Annotated in this window: 23 protein-coding genes; all 23 read right to left on the reverse strand. The window is 68.8% G+C overall.

The window, feature by feature from the left end; all coding sequences use genetic code 11:
• Nucleotides 1-2: 2 nt before the first annotated feature.
• The 23 genes from nuoN to G6N37_RS00925 all read right to left on the reverse strand — a co-directional run bounded on the left by nuoN (nt 3) and on the right by G6N37_RS00925 (nt 22,525).
• Nucleotides 3-1,592 (reverse strand): NADH-quinone oxidoreductase subunit NuoN, encoded by a 1,590-nt coding sequence (nuoN, locus tag G6N37_RS00815; protein ID WP_163674639.1) that lies wholly within the window; start codon nt 1,590-1,592, stop codon nt 3-5.
• Nucleotides 1,589-3,193, reverse strand: coding sequence for an NADH-quinone oxidoreductase subunit M (locus G6N37_RS00820; protein WP_163674642.1), 1,605 nt, complete (start codon nt 3,191-3,193; stop codon nt 1,589-1,591). The genes nuoN and G6N37_RS00820 overlap by 4 nt, the downstream gene beginning before the upstream one ends.
• An 11-nt stretch (nt 3,194-3,204) precedes the next feature.
• Entirely contained in the window at nt 3,205-5,091 is a 1,887-nt protein-coding gene (nuoL, locus tag G6N37_RS00825) for an NADH-quinone oxidoreductase subunit L (protein WP_163674644.1), read from the reverse strand.
• 10 nt (nt 5,092-5,101) lie between these two features.
• Entirely contained in the window at nt 5,102-5,401 is a 300-nt protein-coding gene (gene nuoK / locus G6N37_RS00830) for an NADH-quinone oxidoreductase subunit NuoK (protein WP_007168303.1), read from the reverse strand.
• A complete protein-coding gene (locus tag G6N37_RS00835) occupies nt 5,398-6,189 on the reverse strand; it encodes an NADH-quinone oxidoreductase subunit J (protein ID WP_163684399.1) in 792 nt (263 codons plus the stop codon). Before G6N37_RS00835 ends, nuoK begins: the two co-directional genes overlap by 4 nt.
• Before the next feature lie 5 nt (nt 6,190-6,194).
• Nucleotides 6,195-6,740, reverse strand: a complete 546-nt coding sequence (gene nuoI / locus G6N37_RS00840) for an NADH-quinone oxidoreductase subunit NuoI (protein ID WP_163674647.1) — start codon at nt 6,738-6,740, stop codon at nt 6,195-6,197.
• Entirely contained in the window at nt 6,733-7,995 is a 1,263-nt protein-coding gene (gene nuoH, locus G6N37_RS00845) for an NADH-quinone oxidoreductase subunit NuoH (protein WP_163684401.1), read from the reverse strand. The genes nuoI and nuoH overlap by 8 nt, the downstream gene beginning before the upstream one ends.
• Nucleotides 7,996-8,003: 8 nt before the next feature.
• Nucleotides 8,004-10,430 carry an NADH-quinone oxidoreductase subunit G gene (locus G6N37_RS00850; RefSeq protein WP_163674649.1) on the reverse strand — a complete coding sequence of 809 codons (2,427 nt, stop codon included), beginning with the start codon at nt 10,428-10,430 and terminating at the stop codon, nt 8,004-8,006.
• The gene (gene nuoF / locus G6N37_RS00855; RefSeq protein ID WP_163674651.1) at nt 10,427-11,758 is read right to left on the reverse strand and encodes an NADH-quinone oxidoreductase subunit NuoF; all 1,332 of its coding nucleotides are present in this window, start codon (nt 11,756-11,758) and stop codon (nt 10,427-10,429) included. Before nuoF ends, G6N37_RS00850 begins: the two co-directional genes overlap by 4 nt.
• Nucleotides 11,755-12,513, reverse strand: a complete 759-nt coding sequence (nuoE, locus tag G6N37_RS00860; RefSeq protein ID WP_163674653.1) for an NADH-quinone oxidoreductase subunit NuoE — start codon at nt 12,511-12,513, stop codon at nt 11,755-11,757. The genes nuoF and nuoE overlap by 4 nt, the downstream gene beginning before the upstream one ends.
• Nucleotides 12,510-13,847: an NADH dehydrogenase (quinone) subunit D gene (gene nuoD, locus G6N37_RS00865; RefSeq protein ID WP_163674655.1), complete on the reverse strand. Its 1,338-nt coding sequence runs from the start codon at nt 13,845-13,847 to the stop codon at nt 12,510-12,512. The genes nuoE and nuoD overlap by 4 nt, the downstream gene beginning before the upstream one ends.
• Nucleotides 13,847-14,572 carry an NADH-quinone oxidoreductase subunit C gene (locus G6N37_RS00870; RefSeq protein ID WP_163674657.1) on the reverse strand — a complete coding sequence of 242 codons (726 nt, stop codon included), beginning with the start codon at nt 14,570-14,572 and terminating at the stop codon, nt 13,847-13,849. The genes nuoD and G6N37_RS00870 overlap by 1 nt, the downstream gene beginning before the upstream one ends.
• Complete coding sequence (locus G6N37_RS00875; RefSeq protein WP_083173408.1) at nt 14,569-15,123, reverse strand: NuoB/complex I 20 kDa subunit family protein; 555 nt, start codon at nt 15,121-15,123, stop codon at nt 14,569-14,571. The genes G6N37_RS00870 and G6N37_RS00875 overlap by 4 nt, the downstream gene beginning before the upstream one ends.
• A 7-nt stretch (nt 15,124-15,130) precedes the next feature.
• A complete protein-coding gene (locus G6N37_RS00880) occupies nt 15,131-15,508 on the reverse strand; it encodes an NADH-quinone oxidoreductase subunit A (RefSeq protein ID WP_163674659.1) in 378 nt (125 codons plus the stop codon).
• A gap of 272 nt (nt 15,509-15,780) precedes the next feature.
• Entirely contained in the window at nt 15,781-16,194 is a 414-nt protein-coding gene (locus tag G6N37_RS00885) for an Rv3143 family two-component system response regulator (protein WP_083173410.1), read from the reverse strand.
• A 30-nt stretch (nt 16,195-16,224) separates the two neighbouring features.
• Nucleotides 16,225-16,761 (reverse strand): YceI family protein, encoded by a 537-nt coding sequence (locus G6N37_RS00890; protein ID WP_174813772.1) that lies wholly within the window; start codon nt 16,759-16,761, stop codon nt 16,225-16,227.
• A gap of 33 nt (nt 16,762-16,794) precedes the next feature.
• The gene (locus G6N37_RS00895) at nt 16,795-17,196 is read right to left on the reverse strand and encodes a nuclear transport factor 2 family protein (RefSeq protein WP_163674663.1); all 402 of its coding nucleotides are present in this window, start codon (nt 17,194-17,196) and stop codon (nt 16,795-16,797) included.
• 10 nt (nt 17,197-17,206) lie between these two features.
• Complete coding sequence (locus G6N37_RS00900; protein WP_163674665.1) at nt 17,207-17,563, reverse strand: DUF6285 domain-containing protein; 357 nt, start codon at nt 17,561-17,563, stop codon at nt 17,207-17,209.
• On the reverse strand, nt 17,560-18,558 hold the full coding sequence (locus G6N37_RS00905; RefSeq protein WP_163674667.1) for a phosphotransferase family protein: 999 nt from the start codon (nt 18,556-18,558) through the stop codon (nt 17,560-17,562). Before G6N37_RS00905 ends, G6N37_RS00900 begins: the two co-directional genes overlap by 4 nt.
• A complete protein-coding gene (locus G6N37_RS00910) occupies nt 18,555-19,790 on the reverse strand; it encodes an acyl-CoA dehydrogenase family protein (protein ID WP_163674669.1) in 1,236 nt (411 codons plus the stop codon). The genes G6N37_RS00905 and G6N37_RS00910 overlap by 4 nt, the downstream gene beginning before the upstream one ends.
• 22 nt (nt 19,791-19,812) lie before the next feature.
• Nucleotides 19,813-20,427 carry a TetR/AcrR family transcriptional regulator gene (locus G6N37_RS00915; protein WP_163674671.1) on the reverse strand — a complete coding sequence of 205 codons (615 nt, stop codon included), beginning with the start codon at nt 20,425-20,427 and terminating at the stop codon, nt 19,813-19,815.
• The gene (locus G6N37_RS00920; RefSeq protein ID WP_163674673.1) at nt 20,427-21,323 is read right to left on the reverse strand and encodes a hydroxymethylglutaryl-CoA lyase; all 897 of its coding nucleotides are present in this window, start codon (nt 21,321-21,323) and stop codon (nt 20,427-20,429) included. Before G6N37_RS00920 ends, G6N37_RS00915 begins: the two co-directional genes overlap by 1 nt.
• Nucleotides 21,320-22,525, reverse strand: a complete 1,206-nt coding sequence (locus G6N37_RS00925) for a CaiB/BaiF CoA transferase family protein (protein WP_163684403.1) — start codon at nt 22,523-22,525, stop codon at nt 21,320-21,322. The genes G6N37_RS00920 and G6N37_RS00925 overlap by 4 nt, the downstream gene beginning before the upstream one ends.
• Nucleotides 22,526-22,562: the final 37 nt, after the last annotated feature.

The following is a 22,562-nucleotide window of genomic DNA, read 5'->3' on the forward strand; positions in this document are numbered from 1 at the left end:
ACTCAGTGCAGCAGCTGGGCGGCGTGGTCGGCCAGGTCGAGCAGCGGCTGCGGGAAGATGCCCAACACCACGGTGATCACGGCGCACACCGCGATCGCGGCCTTGCTCAGAATGCCCGGCGCGACCACGTGGGGGGTGTCGTCGGTCGCCTCGGTGAAGAACATCGACACGATCACCCGCACGTAGAAGTACGCGGCGATTCCACTGGCGACCACACCGACGATCACCAGGGGCGCGGCACCGCCCTGGGCGGCGGCCTTGAACACGGCGAGCTTGCTGACGAAACCACTGGTCAGCGGGATACCGGCGAAGGCCAGCAGGAACATCGAAAACATCACGCCCACAATGGGTGAGCGCTGCCCGAGCCCGGCCCAGTGGGACAGGGTGGCGTCCTCGACGCCGTCGGCATCGCGGATCAGGCCCACGATGGCGAACGCGCCCACGGTGCTGAAGCTGTAGGCCAGCAGGTAGAACAGCGTGGACGAGAGGCCCGCCTGGTTGTCGGCGATGACGCCGGTGAGGATGAACCCGACGTGGGCGACCGACGAGTAGGCCAGCATGCGCTTGACGTCGGTCTGGTTGACCGCGGTGATGGTGCCCACCGCCATGGTGAGAATCGAGATGGTCCACAGTACGGGCCGCCACTGATCGTGCAGGGGCGGCAGCGCGACGTAGACCACCCGCAGCAGCGCGCCGAAGGCGGCGACCTTGGTGGCGGCCGCCATGAACCCGGTGATGGGGGTCGGCGCACCTTGGTAGACGTCCGGAATCCACGAATGGAACGGAACCGCACCCACTTTGAACAGCAGGCCGACCGACAGCAGCGCGACGCCCACCAGGGCCATCGAGGTGTCCCCGTGCGCCGCCAGCGCGTCGCGGATGCCCGTCAGCAGCAGCGTGCCGGTCGCGCCGTACAGCAGCGCCACGCCGTACAGGAAGAACGCCGACGAGAACGCGCCCAGCAGGAAGTACTTCATCGCCGCTTCCTGCGACAGCAGGCGCCGGTGCCGGGCCAGGCCGCACATCAGGTACAGCGGCAGCGAAAGAACCTCGAGCGCAACGAACATCGTCAGCAGGTCGTTGGAGGCGGGGAAGACCATCATGCCGCCGACCGAGAGCATCGCCAGGGGGAACAGCTCCGTCTGCGCGGCCCCGGCCCGCTCGGCGTCACGCTCGGCATCGCTGCCGGGGACCGCCGAAGCCTGCGGCGTGAAGGAATCCAGGCCGGCGGATCCGGCCGCTGCCACCCCGGCGGCGACCTTGGTCTCCGCCTTGGTCTGCGTGCGTTCGGCCATGAAGATCACGGCCAGCACCGCCACCAGCAGCACGGTGCCCTGCAGGTACAGGGTCGGCCGGTCGATGGCCATCGCGCCCAGCACGGTCGCGCGGCCGGCGGCCGGAAGCGACCGGCTCACCGCGATCACCGCGACGAATGCCGCGATGAGGCCGGCGAGAGCGATCGTCACCTGGGCGCCGTAGCGAACCCGCCTGGGCAGGAACGCCTCCGCGAGGACGCCCACCACGGCGACGCCGAACACGATGAGCGTCGGGCACAGCAGAAAGTACTCGATGCTGGGGGTGGGGAGGGTCATTGGCGCGGTCCTTCGGCTGTCCGGGGTACGCGGTTGACTGCCGGCACGCTCGGCGCGGGATCGTGCTGACCGATGGTGGTCATGGTGTTCTCGACGGCGGGGTTGATGATGTCGAGCACCGGCTTCGGGTAGACGCCGAGAACGAGCAACAGCGCGATCAACGGTGCGACGACCAGCAATTCGCGGGCCCGCAGGTCACCGATCTTCTCGTTGCCGGTGGCCACCGGACCGGTCATCATCCGCTGGTAGAGCCACAGCATGTAGATGGCCGACAGCACCAGTGCGGTGACACCGAACGCGGCGGCCAGCCAGTATCGGTTGAAAGTGCCCAGCAGGACCAGGAATTCGCTGATGAACGGCGCCAGGCCGGGCAGCGACAGGGTGGCCATGGCCGAGACTAGGAAGGTCCCCGCCAGGATGGGCGCCACCTTCTGCACCCCGCCGTAGTCGGCGATCGCCCGGCTGCCGTGCCGGGATATCAGGAATCCCGCGATCAGGAACACCGCGGCCGTGGACAGGCCGTGGTTGAGCATGTACAGCGTCGACCCGCTCTGCCCCTGGCTGGTCATCACGAAGATGCCCAGGATGATGAAACCGAAGTGCGAGATGGACGTGTAGGCGATCAGGCGCATGATGTCGGTCTGCCCGATGGCCACGACCGCGCCGTAGATGACGCCGATGACGGCCAGCACGACGATCAGCGGGCGGAAATACGTTGAGGCGCCCGGGAACAGCTGCAGGCAGTAGCGCAGCATGCCGAAGGTGCCGACCTTGTCCATCACCGCCATCATCAGCACCGCGGTCGCCGGGGTGGCCTCCACCGCGGCGTCGGGCAGCCAACGGTGGAACGGCCACAGCGGCGCTTTGATGGCGAAAGCGAACATGAAGCCCAGGAACAGCGCCTTGAACACCGCGGAGTCGGCGCCGTAGCGGCCGGAGGCGACACCGGCCACGATCTCGCGGAAGTCGAAGGTGCCCGAACCGTGCTCGGCGGTCACCACGTACAGCCCGATCACCGCGGCCAGCATGATCAGCCCGCCGAACAGGTTGTACAGCAAGAACTTCACCGCCGCGCGGGACCTGCCCGCGCCACCGCCGAAGCCGCCGATCAGGAAGTACATCGGGATGAGCATGGCCTCGAAGAACACGTAGAACAGCAAGACGTCGAGGGCGACCACGGAGATCAGTACCATCGACTCGATGGCCAGCGTCAGGGCGATGTAGGCGTGCACGCCGCGGGGGTTGCGTTCGCCGCTTCGTGACGGCCGGTCCTCGCCATCCCCGTCGTTCCAGCCGGCAACCTGCAGCACCGGGATGAGCACCGCGGTCAGCAGCACCAGCACCACGGCGATGCCGTCCACGCCCAGGGAGTAGGTGGCGCCAAACGCCGGTATCCAGGAACGGCTTTCGACGAATTGATAAGTGCTGCCGCCGGTCTTGAAGCCGAGGGTGACGACGATCGCGACCGCCAGCGTCACGACCCCGAAGACCAGGCCGGTCCACTTGGCGACCCGGCGCAGCCCCGGCGGCAGCAGGATGACGAGCACCGAGCCGGCCAGCGGCACCAGCCACAGGACGCTCAGCCAGGGAACCGTATTCATGCCACCCGCGTTCACCACTGTTTCACCGCCAGGATCAGCGCGACCACCAGGACCGCGCCCGTCAACATCGACAATGCGTAGTTGCGGGCGAAGCCGGTTTGCAGCCCCCGCAGGCGATTCGAGGTCCGGCCCACCAGCGCGGCCAGCGCGTTGACCGAGCCGTCCACCCCCGCGTTGTCCACGTCGACAAGCGCTTGGGTCAGTTCGGCACCGGGACGCATGAACACCTCTTCGTTGAAGGCGTCGCCGTAGAAGTCCATGCGGGCGGCGGCCGTGACCGGCGACACCGAAAGCGGGGCCACCCTGGGGATCTCCGCGGTGGCGTACAACCGGTAGGCCACCGCGATCCCGATGGCGACGACGCCCAGCGCCAGGGCGGTGGTCACCCACGCGGGGAACGCGTGGGTCACCTCCTCGTGCTTCCCGACGACCGGCTCGAGCCAGCTCTGCAGGGTGCCCCGCCATGCCAGCAGCCCGCCGGACAACACCGAGCCCAAGGCGAGCAGGATCATCGGCCACGTCATCAGGCCGGGCGCCTCGTGGGGATGGGTGCCCGGCGCCCAACGCTTTTGACCGAAGAAGGTCATCAGCATCACGCGCGTCATGTAGAACGCGGTGACGCCCGCGCCCAGCAGCGCGGCTCCGCCCAGCACGTAGCCGCGGATGTCACCCGCGCCCAGGGCGGCCTCGATGATGGCGTCCTTGGAGAAGAAGCCCGCGAACGGCGGCACGCCGATGATCGCCAGGTATCCGAGGCCGAAGGTGGCGAAGGTGATCGGCAGCGCGGCGCGCAGGCCGCCGTAGCGGCGCATGTCCTGTTCCTCGTGCATCGCGTGGATCACCGCCCCGGAGCCGAGGAACAATCCGGCCTTGAAGAAGCCGTGGGTGAGCAGATGCATGATCGCGAACGCGTAGCCGGCCGGGCCGAGGCCGGCGGCCAGCACCATGTAGCCGATCTGGCTCATCGTCGACGCGGCCAGCGCGCGCTTGATGTCGTCCTTGGCGCAGCCGATGAACGCCCCGAGCAGCAGCGTGACGGCGCCGACGACGACCACGGCGGTTTGCGCGTCCGGCGCCAGGTTGTAGAGCGGGTTGGACCGCACGATCAGGTACACGCCGGCGGTCACCATGGTGGCGGCGTGGATCAGGGCGGACACCGGGGTGGGGCCCTCCATGGCGTCACCCAGCCAGGCCTGCAGCGGGACCTGAGCGGACTTGGCGCAGGCGCCCAACAGCAGCAGCAGCCCCATGGCCGTCAGCGCGCCGCGGCCGGCGCCGGGTGCGCCGGCGAACACTCCCGCGTAGGACAGCGTGCCGAAGGTGCTGAACATCAAGAACATTCCCAGGGCGAGCCCCGCGTCCCCGACGCGGTTCATCACGAACGCCTTCTTCGCCGCCGTGGCCGCCGTCGGCTTGTGATACCAGAATCCGATCAGCAGGTAGGACGCCAGGCCGACGCCTTCCCAGCCGACGTAGAGCACCACGTAGTTGTCGGCGACCACCAGGAGCAGCATCGAGGCCAAAAACAGGTTGAGGTAGCCGAAAAACCGCCGGCGGTCCGGGTCTTCGGCCATGTAGGCGACCGAATAGATGTGGATGAGGGACCCGACCCCGGAGATCAGCAGCACGAAACACACGGAGAGCTGGTCGATCTGCAGGCCGAGGTCCACCTGCAGCTGGCCCACCGGGATCCAGGTGAACAACCTCTGGTGGATGACGCGGTCTTCCGCGCCGCGGCCGAGCAGCTCGTTCAGCAGGCTCAGGCCCACGCCGAACGCCGCGAGCGCGGTGGCGCAACCCAGCCAGTGCCCCCACGGATCGGTGCGTCGCCCGCCGAACAGCAGGATCGCGGCGCCCGCCAGCGGCAGCGCCACCAGCAGCCAGGTGTAGTGAGTCATGTTGGCGTCGTCAGCCTTTGAGTAGGTTCGCGTCGTCCACCGACGCCGATTTGCGAGCACGGAAAATCGTCATGATGATCGCCAGGCCGACGACGACCTCGCACGCGGCCACCACCATCGTGAAGAACGCGATCATCTGTCCGTCCAGGTGCCCGTGCATCCGCGCGAACGTGACGAATGCCAGGTTGACCGCGTTCAACATCAGCTCGACGCACATGAACATCACGATGGCGTTGCGCCGCAGCAGCACGCCCGAGGCCCCGATGGTGAACAGCAGGGCCGAAAGATACAGGTAATTGGCCGGATTCACGACGCACCGCCTTGTGACAGACTCGGGCTCGCCTGACGCGAGGGGGTCTGTTCGCCGTCGGCGCCGCGGCTGCGCAGCATCGGCGACACCGACAGCTCCGAGTACGACCCGTCCGGCAGCAGCGCGGCCACGTCGACCGCGTTGTGGCGCGCGTACACGCCGGGGCTGGGCATCGGGGTCGGGTGCCCCCCGGGCCGGAATCGCTCCTGGGAAAGCTCCCGTTGCGTCTTGCGGCGCTCGAAACGCTCGCGGTGCGCCAGCACCATCGCCCCGATGGCCGCGGTGATGAGCAGCGCGCTGGTGAGTTCGAACGCCCACACGTACCGGGAGAAGATCAGCGCCGCAAGCCCTTCCACGTTGCCGTTGGCGTTGGCGGTGGTCAGTCCCGCGAAGCCCCCGGTCGCGCCGGCGCCGATGGCGGCGATCAGCAGCACGCCGAACCCGACCCCGGCCAGCGCCGCGGCGACGCGCTGTCCGTGCAGCGTCTCCTTCAGCGACTCCGCGGAGTCCACGCCGATCAGCATCAGCACGAACAGGAACAGCATCATCACCGCGCCGGTGTAGACCACGACTTGGACGACGCCCAGGAACAGCGCGTCCTGGATCATGTAGAACACCGCGAGGATGATCATCGTCATCGCCAGGAACATCGCCGAGTACACCGCGTTGACCGCCAGTACCACCCCGATCGCGCCGATCAGCGCCAGCGCGCCCAGCACCCAGAACGTCACCGCTTCGCCGGTGGAGGTGCGGACGATGGTGTCGGAAGCCAGCAGTTGGGCCGTAATCGCAGTCACCGGGAGTCTCCGGTTTTTTGGATCTCGCGCAGGCCGTCGGCCGTGACGTTGCCCTGGTAGTAGTCCTTGTCGGTGGCGCCGGGCGCCCGGGGGTGCGGCGGCGCGGTCATGTCGGGGAGCAGGGGGGCCAGCAGCCGGTCCTTCTCGTAGATCAGGTCGGCGCGGTTGTCGTCGGCCAACTCGTAGTCGTTGGTCATCGTCAGAGCCCGGGTCGGGCACGCCTCGATGCACAACCCGCAGCCGATGCAGCGCAGATAGTTGATCTGATAGACCCGGCCGTAGCGTTCGCCGGGCGAGTACCGCAGCTCTTCGGTGTTGTCCGCGCCCTCGACGTAGATCGCGTCGGCCGGGCAGGCCCAGGCGCACAGCTCGCAGCCGATGCACTTCTCCAGGCCGTCCGGGTAGCGGTTGAGCTGGTGGCGGCCGTGGTAGCGCGGCGCGACGGGGCCGGGCTTCTCCGGATATTCCTCGGTGACGTGCTTTTTGAACATCGATCCGAACGTGACGCCGAATCCGGCCACGGCGTCCAGGAACTTAGCCACGTGCTTTCTCCTTGCTCGCGGCCGCCAGGGACTTCATCGGCAGCGGCGGTGTCGGGAATACCGGTGCGGGCGTCTGTCCGGCCGGGAGTTGTTTGGCCTGGCGGCGGAGCTGGCGCTCCAGCGCGCGAATCCCGGGTGTGGCGAACGGTTTTCGCAGCAACAGCACCAGCGCCGTGGCGAACACGATGCTGCTGGCCACCAGCAACGGGGTCCAATGCGCATACCCCTGGTTCTGCAGCGTGCGGATCACCGCCGCGATCAACACCCAGACCAGCGAGGCCGGGATCAGCAGCTTCCAGCCCAGCCCCATGAACTGGTCGTAGCGCAGCCGGGGCAGCGAGGCCCGCAGCCAGAAGTAGATGAACAGGAAGGTCCACATCTTGGCGGTGAACCAGAGCACCGGCCACCACCCGGTGTTGGCCCCCGCCCACATGTTGATCGGCCAGGGCGCATGCCAGCCGCCGAAGAACAACGCGGTGGCCAGTGACGACACCGTCATCATGTTGACGTACTCGGCCAGCATGAACATCGCGAACTTCAGCGACGAGTACTCGGTGTGGAATCCCGCGACCAGCTCGCCCTCGGCCTCGGGCAAATCGAATGGCGCACGGTTGGTTTCGCCGACCATGGAGATCAGGTAGATCACGAACGACGGCAGCAGCAGGAACACGTACCAGACCCGGTCCTGCGCGGCGACGATCTGCGACGTCGACATGGAGCCGGCATAGAGGAACACCGCCGCGAACGACAGCCCCATCGCCACCTCGTAGGAGATGACCTGGGCGGTGGAGCGGACGCCGCCCAGCAGCGGGTAGGTGGATCCCGACGCCCAGCCGCCCAGCACGATGCCGTACACGCCGATCGCCGACAGGCCGAGGATGAACAGCACCGCGACCGGGAGGTCGGTGAGCTGCAGCGGCGTGCGGTGGCCGAACACCGACACCACCGGGCCGAACGGGATGAAGGCGAAGGCGGTGAACGCGGGGATGGTGGAGATGACCGGCGCCGCGAAGTAGACGAACTTGTCGACGCCCCCCGGGGTGATGGTTTCCTTGAGCGCCAACTTGATTCCGTCGGCCAGGCTCTGCAGCGCGCCCCACGGGCCCGCGCGGTTGGGCCCGGGCCGCAGCTGCATCCACCCGAGAATCTTGCGTTCGAGCAGGATCGCGACCAACACGTTGAGCATGAGGAACACGAAGATGGCCAGCGCCTTGCCCAGCACCAGCCACCAGGGGTCGTGTCCGAAGGCGGTCAGGGAGTTCGTCATGAGCCCACTCCGATTTTCACTGTGCTGCCCAGCGTCACGCCCAATTTCCGGTGCACGGCCGAGCCCGGCGAGTTCAGCGGGAGCCACACCACCCGGTCGGGCATGTCGGTGATGACCAGCGGGAGGCTGATCGAGCCGCGCGGCGTGCTGACGGTGACCGCGTCTCCGTCGGCGGCGCCGATCTCGGCAGCCGTGTCGGCCGAGAGCCGCACCACGGGTTGGCGCGCCGTCCCGGCCAGGTGCGGCTCGCCGTCCTGCATGCGGCCGTTGTCCAGCAGCATCCGCCAGCCGGTCAACACCGCTTGTCCTTTTTCAGGCCCTGGCCGGGCCTGGGCCGGCTCCGGGGCCGCGACGGCCGGGCCGGCGGCCCAGCCGCCCTCCCAGGTGCCCAGCCCGGACAGTTCCGCGCGGGCCGCTTCGGCGGTCGAGAGCCCGAGGTAGACGCCCATCTCGTCGGCCAGCGCGTCGAGCACCTGATGGTCGGACTGGCCGGCCTGCTGGGTGGTGCCGTGCAGTGCCGGGCCGAACGGGCGGTAGCGGCCCTCCCAGTTGATGAAGGCCCCGGCCTTCTGCGCCGTCGGCGCGACCGGGAACACCACGTCGGCGCGCTCGGTCACGGCGCTGTGTCGCAGTTCCAGGCTGACCACGAAGCCCGCCGCGTCCAGCGCGGCCAGCACCGCTTCCGGGTCGGCGAAGTCGTCGGGTTCGACGCCGCCGACCAGCAGCGCGCCCAGCGTCCCGTCGGCCGCGGCGGCCAGGATGCCGTCCGCGTCACGCCCGGCGGCGGAAGGCAATTCGGAGACGTGCCACGCCGCGGCGATCTGCGCGCGGGCGGTCTCGTCGCCGAGTGGGCGGCCACCCGGCAGCAGGGCGGGCAGCGCGCCGGCCTCCAGCGCGCCCCGCTCGCCGGCCCGCCGCGGCACCCATGCCAGCCGCGCCCCGGTGGCGTCGGCGAGCCGGGCGGCGGCGGACAGTCCGCCGGGCACCGTGGCCAGGCGTTCCCCGACCAGGATCACCGCGCCCGCGGTGGACAGCAGGTCGCCCACCTCGCCGGTGGCCAGCCCGTCCAGCGCCGCCGCCTCGGCCCCGGGAGCGGTCTTGATCAGTCGTCCGGACATCTTCACCAGCGCCCGGGTGGCGAACGGCGCCACCGCGTACACCGGTAGCCGGTGCTTGCGGGCGGCCTTGCGCAGCCGCAGGAACACGATGGGCGACTCGTCCTCCGGCTCGAAGCCGACCAGCAGCACCACCGGCGCCGATTCCAGATCCGCATAGCTGACGTCGCGCCGTCCGGCGATGCGCGACGCCAGGAAGTCGGCCTCCTCGGCCGAGCTTGGGCGGGCGCGGAAGTCGATGTCGTTGCTGTCCAACACGATTCGGGTGAACTTGGAATACGCGTAGGCGTCCTCCAAGGTGGCCCGGCCGCCGACCAGGACGCCGGTGCGCCCGCGGGCCGCATCGAGGCCACGGATCGCCGTCGCCATCGCGTGCGACCACGACGCGGGCACCAACGATCCGTCCGCGTCGCGGATCAGGGGGGTGGTGATCAGGTCGGGCTGCGTCGCATAGCTGAACGCCCACCGGCCCTTGTCGCAGTTCCACTCCTCGTTGACCTCGGGGTCGTCGCCGGCCAGCCGCCGCAGCACCTTGCCGCGGCGGTGGTCGGTTCGCTGTGCGCACCCGGACGCGCAGTGTTCGCAGACGCTGGGGCTGGACACCAGGTCGAAGGGGCGGGCCCGGAAACGGTAGGCGGTTCCGGTCAGCGCGCCCACCGGGCAGATCTGCACCGTGTTGCCCGAGAAGTACGAGTCGAACGGCTCATTGGCGTAGATGCCGACCTGCTGCAGGGCACCGCGCTCCTGCATGTCGATGAAGGGGTCGCCGGCGATCTGCTCGGAGAACCGCGTGCAGCGCGCGCACAGGATGCAGCGCTCACGGTCCAGCAGCACCTGGGCGGAGATGTTGATCGGCTTGGCGAACGTGCGTTTGACGTCGGTGAAGCGAGAATCGGTGCGGCCGTTGGACATCGCCTGGTTCTGCAGCGGGCACTCGCCGCCCTTGTCGCACATCGGGCAGTCCAGCGGATGGTTGATCAGCAGCAGCTCCATCACGCCGTGCTGGGCCTTGTCGGCGGCCTCCGACGTGAGCTGCGTGCGCACGACCATGTCGTCGGTGGCGACGGTGGTGCACGACGCCATCGGTTTGCGTTGCCCCTCGACCTCGACCAGGCACTGCCGGCACGCGCCGACCGGCTCGAGCAGCGGGTGGTCGCAGAACCGGGGGATCTGAATGCCCATCAACTCGGCCGCGCGGATCACCAATGTGCCCTTGGGCACGCTGATTTCGTTGTCGTCGATGGTCAGCGTCACCATGTCAGGCGGACGCACCTCGTCGCCGGTGTTCGTCTTGGCGGCCTGAGTCATGAGCCCTTCCCGTTCGGCGTCAGCATGGAGTCTCGGGGGTCGAACGGGCATCCACCGCCTTCGACGTGAGCCACGTATTCGTCACGGAAGTGCTCGATCGACGACATCACCGGGCTGGCGGCGCCGTCGCCCAACGCGCAGAACGCCTTTCCCAAGATCGAATCCGAGATGTCCAGCAGCTTGTCGATGTCCTCGGGAGTGCCCTTGCCGGTTTCCAGCCGCTCGTAGATCTTGTCCAGCCAGAAGGTCCCCTCCCGGCATGGCGTGCACTTGCCGCACGACTCGTGCTTGTAGAAGTAGGTCCAACGCTGCACCGCGCGCACCACGCAGGTGGTCTCGTCGAAGATCTCCAGCGCCTTGGTGCCCAGCATCGAGCCGACCCCGCCCACACCCTCGTAGTCCAACGGCACGTCGAGGTGCTCGTCGGTGAGCAGCGGGGTGGACGACCCGCCGGGCGTCCAGAATTTGAGCCGGTGCCCGGCCCGCATCCCGCCGGCGTAGGCGAGCAACTCGCGCAGCGTGATACCCAGCGGGGCCTCGTACTGGCCGGGTTTGGCGACGTGCCCCGACAGCGAATACAGCGTGAAGCCAGGGGATTTCTCGCTGCCCATCGACCGGAACCATTCGACCCCGTTGAGGATGATGGACGGCACGCTGGCAATCGTCTCGACGTTGTTGATCACCGTCGGGCAGCCGTAGAGCCCCGCCACCGCGGGGAACGGCGGCCGCAGCCGTGGCTGGCCGCGCCGGCCTTCCAGCGAATCGAGCAGCGCCGTTTCCTCGCCGCAGATATACGCGCCGGCACCGGCGTGCACCACCAGCTCCAGGTCGAAGCCCGAGCCGTTGATGTCGCGGCCCAGGTATCCGGCGGCGTAGGCCTCGGCCACCGCGTTCTGCAGGCGGCGCAGCACGGGCAGCACTTCCCCGCGCACGTAGATGAACGCGTGGCTGGCCCGGATCGCGTAGGCGGCGATGATGACGCCCTCGACGAGGACGTGCGGCGTCGCCAGCATCAGCGGAATGTCTTTGCACGTACCGGGTTCCGACTCGTCGGCGTTGACCACCAGGTAGTGCGGCTTGGCGGCCGCGCCGGTGTCGCCCTGCGGGATGAACGACCACTTCGTCCCGGTCGAGAAGCCGGCGCCGCCGCGCCCGCGCAGCCCGGAGTCCTTGACGGTGGCGATCACGTCGTCGGGCGCCATGGCCAGCGCCTTCTTCATCGCCTCGTAGCCGTCGTGACGCCGGTAGGTCTCCAGGGTCCACGACTGCGGGTCGTCCCAGAACCGGCTGATGACCGGGGTCAGGGGCGTGGCCTGTGAGTTCGTCATGACTGGCCCGCCGGGGGAGTGGGGGCGGCCATGCCGAGTTCCTTGGCCACCTTCAGTCCGGCCAGGGTGGCCTCGCCCGCGCCGCCCTGGCCTTCGTCGGCGCGCGGGTCGGGCAGGCCGGCCAGGATGCGCGACGTCTCGCGGAAGGCGCACAGCGGGGCGCCGCGGGTGGGCGGTTTGGGCTCTCCGGAGCGCAGGGAGTCGACGAGTTCGCGCGCCGACTCCGGCGTCTGGTTGTCGTAGAACTCCCAGTTGACCATCACCACCGGCGCGTAATCGCAGGCGGCGTTGCATTCGATGTGTTGCAGGGTGACCGAGCCGTCGGGGGTGGTCTCGTCGTTGCCGATACCCAAATGCTCTTTCAGGGCGTCGAATACGGCGTCGCCGCCCATGACCGCGCACAGCGTGTTGGTGCAGACGCCGACGAGGTAGTCCCCGGTGGGTCCGCGACGGTACATCGTGTAGAAGCTCGCCACCGCCGACACCTCGGCGCCGGTCAGCCCCAGCTGCTCGCCGCAGAACTCCAAACCGGCCGGGGTCAGGTAGGAGTCCTCGGCCTGGACCAGGTGCAGCAGCGGCAGCAGCGCGGAGCGCTTGTTGGGGTAGCGGCCGATGATCTCCTTGGCGTCGACCTCGAGCCGCGCCCGGACTTCCGGTGAATACGTTTGCGGCGCACCCTCGGTGACGAACGCGTTGGGTTCCTCCGGCGGGGGTCCGAGCCGGATGAACACCGGCTGTCCTTGCGGGCCGGTCACCGGTCCACCCCGCCCATCACCGGGTCGATGCTGGCGACCGCGGTGATCAGGTCGGCCACCATGCCGCCCTCGCACATCGCGGCGACCGACTGCAGGTTGGTGAACGACGGGTCGCGGTAGTGCACCCGGTAGGGCCGGGTGCCGCCGTCGCTCACCATGTGCACGCCCAGCTCCCCGCGCGGCGACTCCACGGCGGTGTAGACCTGGCCCGCTGGAACCCTGATGCCTTCGGTGACCAGCTTGAAGTGGTGGATCAACGCCTCCATCGAGCCGCCCATGATCTTGGCGATGTGCTCCGGTGAGTTGCCCATGCCGTCCGGGCCCACCTTCAGGTCGGCCGGCCAGGCGATCTTGCGGTCGGAGATCATGGTCGGGCCCGGCTTCAACTTGTCCAGACACTGCTCGACGATCTTGATCGACTCCCACATCTCGTTGACGCGAATCATGTAGCGCCCGTAAGCATCACACGTGTCGGCGGTCATCACGTCGAATTCGTAGTTTTCATATCCGCAGTACGGTTCGCTCTTGCGCAGATCGTGGGGCAACCCGGTGGCGCGCAGGATGGGCCCGGTGATGCCCAGCGCCATGCAGCCGGTCAGGTCGAGGTAGCCGATGTCCTGGGTGCGGGCCTTCCAGATGGCGTTCTCGTTGAGCAGATCGCCCATCTCGCGCAGCACCTGGCGCAGCGGCTTGAGGGCTTCGGCGATGTCGGTCTCGGCACCCGGCGGCAGGTCCTGCGCGACGCCCCCGGGCCGGATGTAGGCGCTGTTCATCCGCAAACCCGAGATCTTCTCGAACAGGGTCAGGACGATCTCGCGGCCGCGGAAACCGACGAACATCGGCGTCATGGCACCCAGCTCCATGCCGCCGGTGGCGAGTGCGACCAGATGCGAGGAGATCCGGTTGAGCTCCATCATCATCACCCGGATGACGTTGACCCGCTCCGGGATCTGGTCGGTGATGCCGAGCAGTTTCTCCACGCCCAGGCAGTACGCGGTCTCGTTGAAAAACGGTGACAGGTAATCCATTCGGGTCACGAAGGTGACGCCCTGGGTCCAGTACCGATATTCGAGGTTCTTCTCGATCCCGGTGTGCAGGTAGCCGATTCCGCAGCGGACCTCGGTGACCGTTTCCCCTTCGATCTCCAGGATCAGGCGCAGCACCCCGTGGGTGGACGGGTGCTGGGGACCCATGTTGACGACGATCCGCTCGCCGGGATCCGCCTTGCGGGCGGCGTCGACGATCTGTTCCCAGTCCTGGCCACCGGCGACCAACACGGTCTCCGGGCTTTCGGCGCCGCCTCCACCGTTGGTCGAGTCAGTGATTGTGCTCATCAGTTGTACGCTCTCCGCTCGTCGGGCGGGGGTATCTGGGCTCCCTTGTACTCCACCGGGATGCCGCCGAGGGGATAGTCCTTGCGTTGCGGGTGGCCATGCCAGTCGTCGGGCATCTCGATGCGCGTCAGCGACGGGTGTCCGTCGAAGATGATGCCGAAGAAGTCGTATGTTTCGCGCTCGTGCCAGTCGCTGGTCGGATAGACCCCGTACAGGGACGGGATGTGCGGATCCTCGTCGGGCACAGCCACTTCCAGGCGGACGCGGCGATTGTGCGTGATCGACTGCAACGGGTACACCGCGTGTAGTTCGCGGCCCGTCTCGTGCGGGTAGTGCACCCCGCTGACACCCAGGCACATCTCGAACCGCAGCTGCGGCTCGTCGCGCAGGCGCTGGGCGAGGGCCACCAGCTTGTCGCGGCGGACGTGCAGCGTCAGCTCGTCGCGGTACACCACGACTTTCTCTACCGCTTCTTCGAATTCGACACCGCTGCCGCTCAACGCCTCGGCGAGCCGGTCCACCACGTCGTCGAAGTAGCCGCCGTAGGGCCGCGGGCTGCTGCCCGGGAGGGTGATCTGCCGCACCAGCCGTCCGTAGCCGGTGGTGTCGCCGGAATCGGAGATGCCGAACATGCCGCGGCGCACCCCGATCACCTCGCCGTCGGCGCGGGGCGGCCCGCCGCCTTCGGTCGCCGCTTCCTGAGGGTCGTGATCCGGCGAGCTCATCGCAGCAGCCCGCGCATCTCGATCGTGGGCCGGGCCGACAGCGCCGCCTGCTCGGCCTCGGCGATCGCTTCTTCGCGGTTGACGCCCAGCGGCATCTGTTGAATCTTCTCGTGCAGCTTGAGGATTGCGTGCAGCAGCATCTCCGGGCGCGGCGGGCAGCCGGGCAGGTAGATGTCCACCGGGACGATGTGGTCCACGCCCTGCACGATCGCGTAGTTGTTGAACATCCCGCCGGACGACGCGCACACGCCCATGGCCAGCACCCACTTCGGCTCGCCCATCTGGTCGTAGATCTGGCGCAGCACCGGTGCCATCTTCTGGCTCACCCGCCCGGCCACGATCATCAGGTCCGCCTGCCGCGGCGTCGCCGAGAACCGCTCCATGCCGAACCGCGCGATGTCGAATCTCGGCCCGGCCGTTGCCATCATCTCGATGGCGCAGCAGGCCAACCCGAACGTCGCCGGCCACAGGGAGTTCTTGCGGACATAGCCGGCCACCTTCTCGACCGTCGACAGCAGAATCCCACCGGGCAGCTGTTCTTCGAGACCCACGTCTACCTCAATCCCACGTCAGGCCGCCGCGGCGCCACACATAGGCGTACGCCACGAAAACCGTGAGCATGAACACCACCATCTCGACCAACGCGAACGTTCCCAGCGCGTCATAACTGACCGCCCAGGGATACAAGAACACGATTTCGATGTCGAAGACGATAAACAGCATTGCGGTCAGGTAATACTTCACCGGGAACCGCTGGCCGGGCGTCGCGTGCGGGCCACTCACCGACGTTGCGGTGGGCTCGATGCCGCACTCGTAGGGGGCCATCTTCGACTTGTTGTAGCGCGACGGGCCGGCCAGGCTCGCGATCACCACCGATCCGACGGCGAAGGCCGCGGCGATCGCTCCGAGTACCAGGATGGGTATGTAGACGTTCAACTCGCTCCAAGATCTCCTCGTACGGGCCGCCGGTGCGGCGGCCGGGCGGGGGGCCGGGCTGCTGTGACGCACCCGGGCCGCGGGCAATCACAGTGACCTCCACAACATAGCGTCGTGAAGGCGGGTGTGTTTTGTCGGGGTGGGGGTATTCGTTTCGTTTTTGTGTCGCCGCAACCGGGCGGCCCGTCGCATCGGGCGGCCCGCTCGGGATCAACGCGCAATCCGCGCCCGCCGGTAACCCGGTGGGCGCGGTATCGACGCAGGTGAAAGCGCTAGCGGGTGGGGGTGCGGAGCAGTCCGAGCACCGTGCGGCCCAGCACGATGGGATCGATGGGATGCGGCACGGCGGCCTCGGCCCGCGACCAGTTCGCCAGCCAGGCATCGTCCGGGCGTCCGGTGAGCACCACGATCGGCGGGCAGGTCGCGAGTTCGTCCTTGAGTTGTTTGGCGATTCCCATGCCGCCGGTGGGCGTGGCCTCCCCGTCCAGGATGGCCAAGTCGATGCCGCCCTCGTCCATCTGCCGCACCACCATCGGGGCGGTCGCCACCTCGAGGTAGGTCAGCTCGGGCAGGTCCGGGTGCAGATGCTTGCCCAGTGCCCGGATCACTTGTTCGCGGGTTCTGGCGTTATCGCTGTAGACCAGGATCCGCAGGGCGACGCTGGATTCGGGGCTGGAGTCCGACACGGTGCAGATGCTACTGGTGTCGCACCGGCTTTACTGGGCAGCCCGCGCGAAGACGGCTTCGGCCGCCGCGGTGGCCGTCGATCCGATCATGCCGAGGCGGTTCCAGCCCAGGTCGAACTGGGTGCGGTCGATCTTGGCCTCCGCCGCGATCCGGATCGACCCGTCGTCGAGCTCGGTGATCGTGGCGGGCAGGGGCAGCGGCGCGGTGATGCCTTTGATGGTGCAGGCGGCCCGCAGCTCGGCGGCCTTGCCTTTGGTCGGCTGCACGCCGGTGACGACGACGCTGATCTCGCCGAAGCGCTCGACGTCGAAGAAGTCTGCCGAGCGCAGGTGCTTGTCGCGGCGGCCGATCCCGGTGTCCAGGGACGCGGCGCGGATGTCGAGGCGGCCGAAAACCGCGCCCTTGCCCGTCAGTTGGCCGTCGCCGCTGAACTCGGTGAACCGGCCCTTGACGCGCAGCAGGCCCCACATGTTGGCGATCTTGAAGGTGATCGCCGAGCGGTCCGGGACGAGGTTCCACACCCCGGCCAGGTCGGGATCGTTCAGCAGTGTTTCCAGAGTCGTCATCGTCACCCCCATCTCTCGTGGCGAATCTAACGGCTAGCCCATCAGTGGCGCGATCTCGGCCGGGTCGAAGTACTCGTCGATCCGGTCGAGCCGGCCGCCGGGGCCCACCCTGATCACGATGCAGACGCGCATCGAGATCGATTGGCCCGCATGGCCGGTGGCGTGCAGGACGTGCTGCTGGACGAAGCCGCCCTCGAAGAATTGCCGGTCCAGGATTTCGTAGTGGCGTTCGGTGGTCGCGCCGACGAACCAGTCGATGACCCGCAGCGCGCGGGCCTTGCCGTCCGGCTTGGAGGGGTCGCGCCGCGCGCCGGCCCGCCAAACCGCGATGTCGTCGCTCCACATCCGCTCAACCGCGGCGACGTCGCCCTTTTCGATCGCGGTGAACAGGCGGTCGGCCGCGTCGGCGACGATTTCCGTACTCGCAGCGGGCATGATGTCGCTCCTATTCGCTGTCGTCGTTGTCGGCGCTGTCGTATCCGGGGTGGGCGGCCGCCACCCGGCGCCGCACCAGGGTGCGCAGGCAGGCGGTGACCTCCCGGGCCCGTCCGTCCAGCTCGCCCGCCCGGATCGCGGCGGCCAGCTCTTCCTCGTCGGCGAAGCCCAGGTCGGCCAGCGCGGCGCGGGACTCGGCCTCGCTCTCGTCGAGCAGTTCGCGCTCGACGATGCGCAAGGCGTTGGCGGCCACCCTCGCGTGGAAGTTGACCTGCCCGCTGGTCGCCGCCCGCACGTCGGTCTCCAGGAATTCGGCCACCGCGGCCACCAACTCGGCCGCGAGCGGACGGCCGTACGGCCCGATCATTCCGGGACCTCTTCGAGCAGGTCGAGCAGGTCCCACTCGGTCTCGCACACGCGGCGACCGATCGCGGCCAGCTCCACCGAGCGGAACTGACCGCTCAAGTGCCGCTCCGCCTGGTAGCGGCAGATGACGCCCCAGCGCAGCGTGGCCAGCACCAGCCACCAGTGAAACGCCACCCGGTCGACGCTGGTCCCGCCGGCCTGTTCGTAGGCGCGAAGGAAGCTCTCGATGCTGCCGAGGCCGCCGGCGCCGAGGCTGGCGGGCGCGCCGAAGCGCCAGGCCCGGATGCAGAACCAGGCGAGGTCGTCGTACGGGTCGCCGCGGTGCACCAGCTCCCAGTCGAGGACGGCGGCCAGCCGCGAGCCGTCGACGATGAGGTTGCCCATCCGGTAGTCGCCGTGCACCAGGACGTCCGCCGACGGCTTGGCCTTTCGAGGCCGGTTGAGCTCGAGCCAGCGAAACGCCCATTCGAAGGTGGCCGTGGTGTCACCCATGGCGTCGAGCCGTTCGCGCCACTGCATGAGCGGGTCCTCATCCGCCAGGCCGGGGATGCGCGGGTCGGCGCGGTGGATGGCCGCCAGGGCCTGCGCGCATTGCCGCAGCAGTCCCGCCCGGGCCGCTTGCCCACCCGCGGCGTCGAGCTGACGCTGGATGCGCCTGACGATGGTCTCGCCCGCGATCTCTTCGCAGATCAGAAACGGATTGCCCAGCGCGGCAGGCGAATCGTCGGCGACGAGGACGTGGGGGACCGGGGCGCCGGCGGCCGCCGCCGCGGCCTGCGCGCGCGCCTCCAGCTCCATGCCGGCGTGCATGTCGTCGGGCGCGCCGGTGCGCAGGATCAGTGCCTGGCGCCGGTCGCCGGTGACGGCGTCGAACGCCCAGGTGGAGCGGCTCGCGCCGCCGGTCAGGGCGCGCAGGTTCTCCACCGTGACATCGGCGCCCAGCACCGGCGCCAGTTTCGCGGCGAGTCGAGAGGCCAGCTCCTCGGTCGTCGTCACTTGCCAAACTTAAACAGCCGCTGCGCCACCCGGCGAATCTGGATCTCCTCGGCTCCCTCGGTGATCCGGTAGCGGCGGTGGTGCCGATAGATGTGCTCGAACGGTTCGTGCCGGCTGTAGCCCAGGCCGCCGAAGATCTGCATGGCCCGGTCGGCGGCGTCGCAGACGAGGCGGTTGGCCCGATAGTTGGCCATCGACACCTTGTCCGAGACCTCCATGTGGTGGTCCCGGTCGAGGTGCCAGGCGGCGTAGGCCACCAGCAGTCGCACCATCTGGGCTTCGGTCTGCAATTCGGCCAGCGGCCATTGCACGGCCTGGTTGACCGACAGCGGTTTGCCGAAGACGGACCGTTGGCCGGCGTATTCGGCGGCGCGGTCGATGCAGTACTGGGCCGCGCCCAGGCTGCTGGCCGCCTGCCGAATCCTGTTCTCGTGCAGGAACGTCTGCGCGACCTCCAGGCCGCGGTCCACCTCGCCGAGCACCGCGTCGGCGGGCACCCGGACGTCGGTCAACCGTACTTCGCCGTGGTCGGTCGGCATGTTGAACGTCCACCAGTAGTAGGGGATTTCGAAGCCGGGCGCATCGGTCGGTACCAGAAACGCCGTGATGCCCCGCGGCTGGCCCGGCTCACCGGACGTGCGGGCGAAGACCAGGTCGTGGGTCGCGCGGTGGACCCCGGTGTTGAACCGCTTGGACCCGTTGATCACCCAGCCGTCGCCGTCGGCTTGCCCGCGGGTCTCCAGCCAGGTGGCGTCCGAGCCGTGCTGCGGCTCGGTCAGGCCGAACGCCATGGACCGCTCGCCGGTGATCAGCGCTTCGGACCACAGCCGTCGCTGCTCCTCGGTGCCGAAGCGCTCCATCATGATCACCTGGGGGAAGTTCCCGACGATCGAGGACTCGTTCTGCAGGTCGTTGTGCAGGCCAAGACCCTTGTGCGCGAGGTGCTCCCGGATGACCGCCATGTCGACGTTGGTGCCGTCCCGGCCGCCCAGCGCGGCCGGTAGCCCGTACCGCAGCCAGCCCGCCTTGTCGGCGCGCCTGCGCATCTCGGCCAGCAGGTCCTCCCACTCGCGGGTGGGGATGCCGTCGTTGTCCCAGTCGGTGCGGGCGTGTTCGCGGCGCTTGTCGAAATACTGGATGTGTTCGCGCTCCAGGGGTTTGATCTCGGACTCGATGAACTCGTCCATCTCCGCGAGCAGGCCCGGAAGGTGTTCGGGCAGTGTGAAATCCACTGGTGTCTCCTTTGGGAAAGGCTCAAGCGCCGTAGAGGGTTTTCTTCCAGATCGTCGACAGGGTGGCGATGGCGTCGGCGTCGCTGATCTTGATGCCCAGGTTGGAGGGGCCGACGAATACGGTGGTGAAGTTCTCGAACAGCAGGGCGATGGCCGCCGCGGTGTGTTGCGGGTCCAGCTCGGTTCCGTAGCCCTGCTCCTGGGCGCGGCGGACCGAGGCGGCGACGATGTCCATGCCGAAGCGGCGGAATTCGTTCTGCACGGCCGCGAAGCGACGCTGGGTGGCGGCCAGCTGGGCCACCGCGATCATGATGCCGATGTTCTGCTTGAACATGTTCCAGTACCCGGTGACCACCGAGGTGAAAAAGGCGTCGTCGTCCGGTGATTCCGGTAGCTCGAGGCTCAGCCCGGACGGCGTCACGACATCGTGCAGGAACGATTCGGCCAGGGCGGCGAGCAGGTCCTCCTTGTCGGCGAAATACCGGTAGAACACCGCGGGCGACTTGCCCGCCGCCGAGGTGATGTCGGCCAGCGTGGTGCCGTGAAAACCACGCTCCGCGAAAAGCTTTCGTGCGGCCTGCTCGATGGCCTGCCTGGTCTGGCGGCCCTTGGCGGTCAGCGCATCCTGGGCGGGCATCAGCTGCACATCCGGTCGCCGGCGCGCAGCAGCGCGCTCGGCAGGTCATGGCCGACAACGGACTTCGCCACGCCGGCCGCGGCGATGGCGGCCTGCAGGTCGACGTCGACCTCGATGCCGCTGTCGCGCAGCAGGTACACCAAGTCCTCGGTGGCGATGTTGCCGGTGGCCCCGGGTGCGAACGGGCAGCCGCCCAGGCCGCCGACCGAGGCGTCCAGCCGGGTCACCCCGGAGCTGACCGCGGCGTAGGCGCTGGCCAGCCCGCAGCCGCGGGTGTTGTGAAAATGACCGCCAAGCGGCAGGTCGCCGATCACCGGAAGCAGTTGTGCGATCAGGGAACTCACCCGCCCCGGGGTGGTGGTGCCGATCGTGTCGGCGATCGACAGGCGGTCGGCGCCGCGGTCGCGGGCGGCCGCGGCGATGTCGAGCACCCGCTGGGGCGGGGTGGGGCCTTCGAACGGTGAGTCCCACGCGGTGGCGATCACCACCTCGACGGTGACGCCGCCGTCGTGCGCGATGGCGACGATCTCGTCGATCGCCTCGGTGGCCTCGGCGCTGGTCCGCCCGACGTTGGCCATGCTGAACGCGTCGTCGGCGGCCACCACGTACTCGATCGAGCGCAGCCCCGCCGCGACGGCCCGCCTGGCGCCGTTCGGGCTGGCCACCAGGGCGGAGAACTCGATGTCGGGGTAGTCGCGCAGGTGCGCGGCGAGCTCGGCGGCGTCGGCCATCGACGGCACCTTCGACGGCGAGACGAAGGCGGTGGCCTCCACCTCGCGGACCCCGGTCGCGGCGATCGCGGCCAGCAGTTCGAGCTTGGCCGCCAACGGGATCGGCGTCTCGATCTGCAGGCCGTCGCGCAGCGCGACCTCGCGGATGGTCACGTGCCGGCTCATATCACCACCTCCGCCCGCAGCTCCTCGAGCTCCTGGGCGGTCTTGCCCAGCAGCCCGATGTAGACGTCGTCGTTGTGCTGGCCGGGCCGGGCGGGCCCGGCGGTGCGGACCCGCCCAGGGGACTCCGAGAGCACCGGGACGACGCCCGGGCCCAGGACGTTGCGCTGCACCCGCTCGTCGTAGTGCTCGACGAGCATGCCGCGGGTCCGCAGCTGCGGGTCGTTGACCACCTCCGCGACGGTGTTGATCGGACCGGCGATCACCCCCGCGGCGCTGAGGGTTTCGATGATCTCACCGGGCTCACGTTCCGCGGCCCACGCGCCGATGATCTCGTCGAGTGCGTCCTGGTTGCGGCCGCGCGCGACGTGCGTGGCGAACCGGTCGTCGACGGCCAGCTCCGGGCTGCCCATCGCCTTGCAGAGCCGGGCGAAGACGGTGTCCTGGTTGGCGGCGATCACCACCCACGAGCCGTCGGCGCTGCGGTAGATGTTGGACGGCGCGATGCCGTCGAGCCGGGTGCCCGACGGTCCGCGCACCACGCCGCCGACGTCGTAGTCGGGGATGGTCGATTCCTGGACGGCCAAACAGGATTCGGTCAGCGCAACGTCGACCACCTGGCCGCGCCCGGTGACGCCGCGGCGGTACAGCGCCGCCAGCGCGCCCTGGGCGCCGAACATCCCGGCCAGACTGTCGCCGAGGGAGAGCGCGAGCCGGGGCGGCGGGCCGCCGGGGAACCCGTTGAGGTACCGCAGCCCGCTGGCCGCCTCGGCCACCGAGGCATAGCCGGCCTTGCGGGCGTCGGGCCCGGTCTGCCCGTAACCGGACACCCGGACCAGGATGATGCCCGGGTTGCGGGCGCTGAGCACGTCGTAGCCCAGGTCCCATTTCTCCAGCGTCCCCGGGCGGAAGTTCTCCACGATGATGTCGGACTTCTCGACGAGGTCGCAGAACAGTTCACGGCCGCGGGGGAGGCGCAGGTCCAGGGTGATCGCTCTCTTGTTGCGCGCGTGCACGGTCCAGAAGACGTGCTCACCGTCGAGCTCGGCCTGACCCCAGGTGCGCAACGGGTCGGGGGCACCGGGCGGTTCCACCTTGATGACGTCGGCGCCCATGTCGCCCAGCAACCGGCCGGCGAAGGGGCCCGCGATCAACGTGCCGAGCTCGAGCACCCGGATGCCGTCCAGCGGGCCGGCCGGTGCCATGCGCCGCTCCTCCTCATCGCTGCGCTCTGCATCGTCG

This window comes from Mycobacterium seoulense (assembly GCF_010731595.1).
Classification (GTDB): domain Bacteria; phylum Actinomycetota; class Actinomycetes; order Mycobacteriales; family Mycobacteriaceae; genus Mycobacterium; species Mycobacterium seoulense.

Bases quoted from the DNA above. Each gene is read 5' to 3' on its own strand.
- nuoN (WP_163674639.1), bottom strand. From the start codon at position 1,592: ATGACCCTCCCCACCCCCAGCATCGAGTACTTTCTGCTGTGCCCGACG.
- G6N37_RS00820 (WP_163674642.1), bottom strand. From the start codon at position 3,193: ATGAATACGGTTCCCTGGCTGAGCGTCCTGTGGCTGGTGCCGCTGGCC.
- nuoL (WP_163674644.1), bottom strand. From the start codon at position 5,091: ATGACTCACTACACCTGGCTGCTGGTGGCGCTGCCGCTGGCGGGCGCC.
- G6N37_RS00850 (WP_163674649.1), bottom strand. From the start codon at position 10,430: ATGACTCAGGCCGCCAAGACGAACACCGGCGACGAGGTGCGTCCGCCT.
- nuoF (WP_163674651.1), bottom strand. From the start codon at position 11,758: ATGACGAACTCACAGGCCACGCCCCTGACCCCGGTCATCAGCCGGTTC.
- nuoD (WP_163674655.1), bottom strand. From the start codon at position 13,847: ATGAGCACAATCACTGACTCGACCAACGGTGGAGGCGGCGCCGAAAGC.
- G6N37_RS00870 (WP_163674657.1), bottom strand. From the start codon at position 14,572: ATGAGCTCGCCGGATCACGACCCTCAGGAAGCGGCGACCGAAGGCGGC.
- G6N37_RS00890 (WP_174813772.1), bottom strand. From the start codon at position 16,761: ATGACGACTCTGGAAACACTGCTGAACGATCCCGACCTGGCCGGGGTG.
- G6N37_RS00895 (WP_163674663.1), bottom strand. From the start codon at position 17,196: ATGCCCGCTGCGAGTACGGAAATCGTCGCCGACGCGGCCGACCGCCTG.
- G6N37_RS00900 (WP_163674665.1), bottom strand. From the start codon at position 17,563: ATGATCGGGCCGTACGGCCGTCCGCTCGCGGCCGAGTTGGTGGCCGCG.
- G6N37_RS00915 (WP_163674671.1), bottom strand. From the start codon at position 20,427: ATGCCCGCCCAGGATGCGCTGACCGCCAAGGGCCGCCAGACCAGGCAG.
- G6N37_RS00920 (WP_163674673.1), bottom strand. From the start codon at position 21,323: ATGAGCCGGCACGTGACCATCCGCGAGGTCGCGCTGCGCGACGGCCTG.
- G6N37_RS00925 (WP_163684403.1), bottom strand. From the start codon at position 22,525: ATGGCACCGGCCGGCCCGCTGGACGGCATCCGGGTGCTCGAGCTCGGC.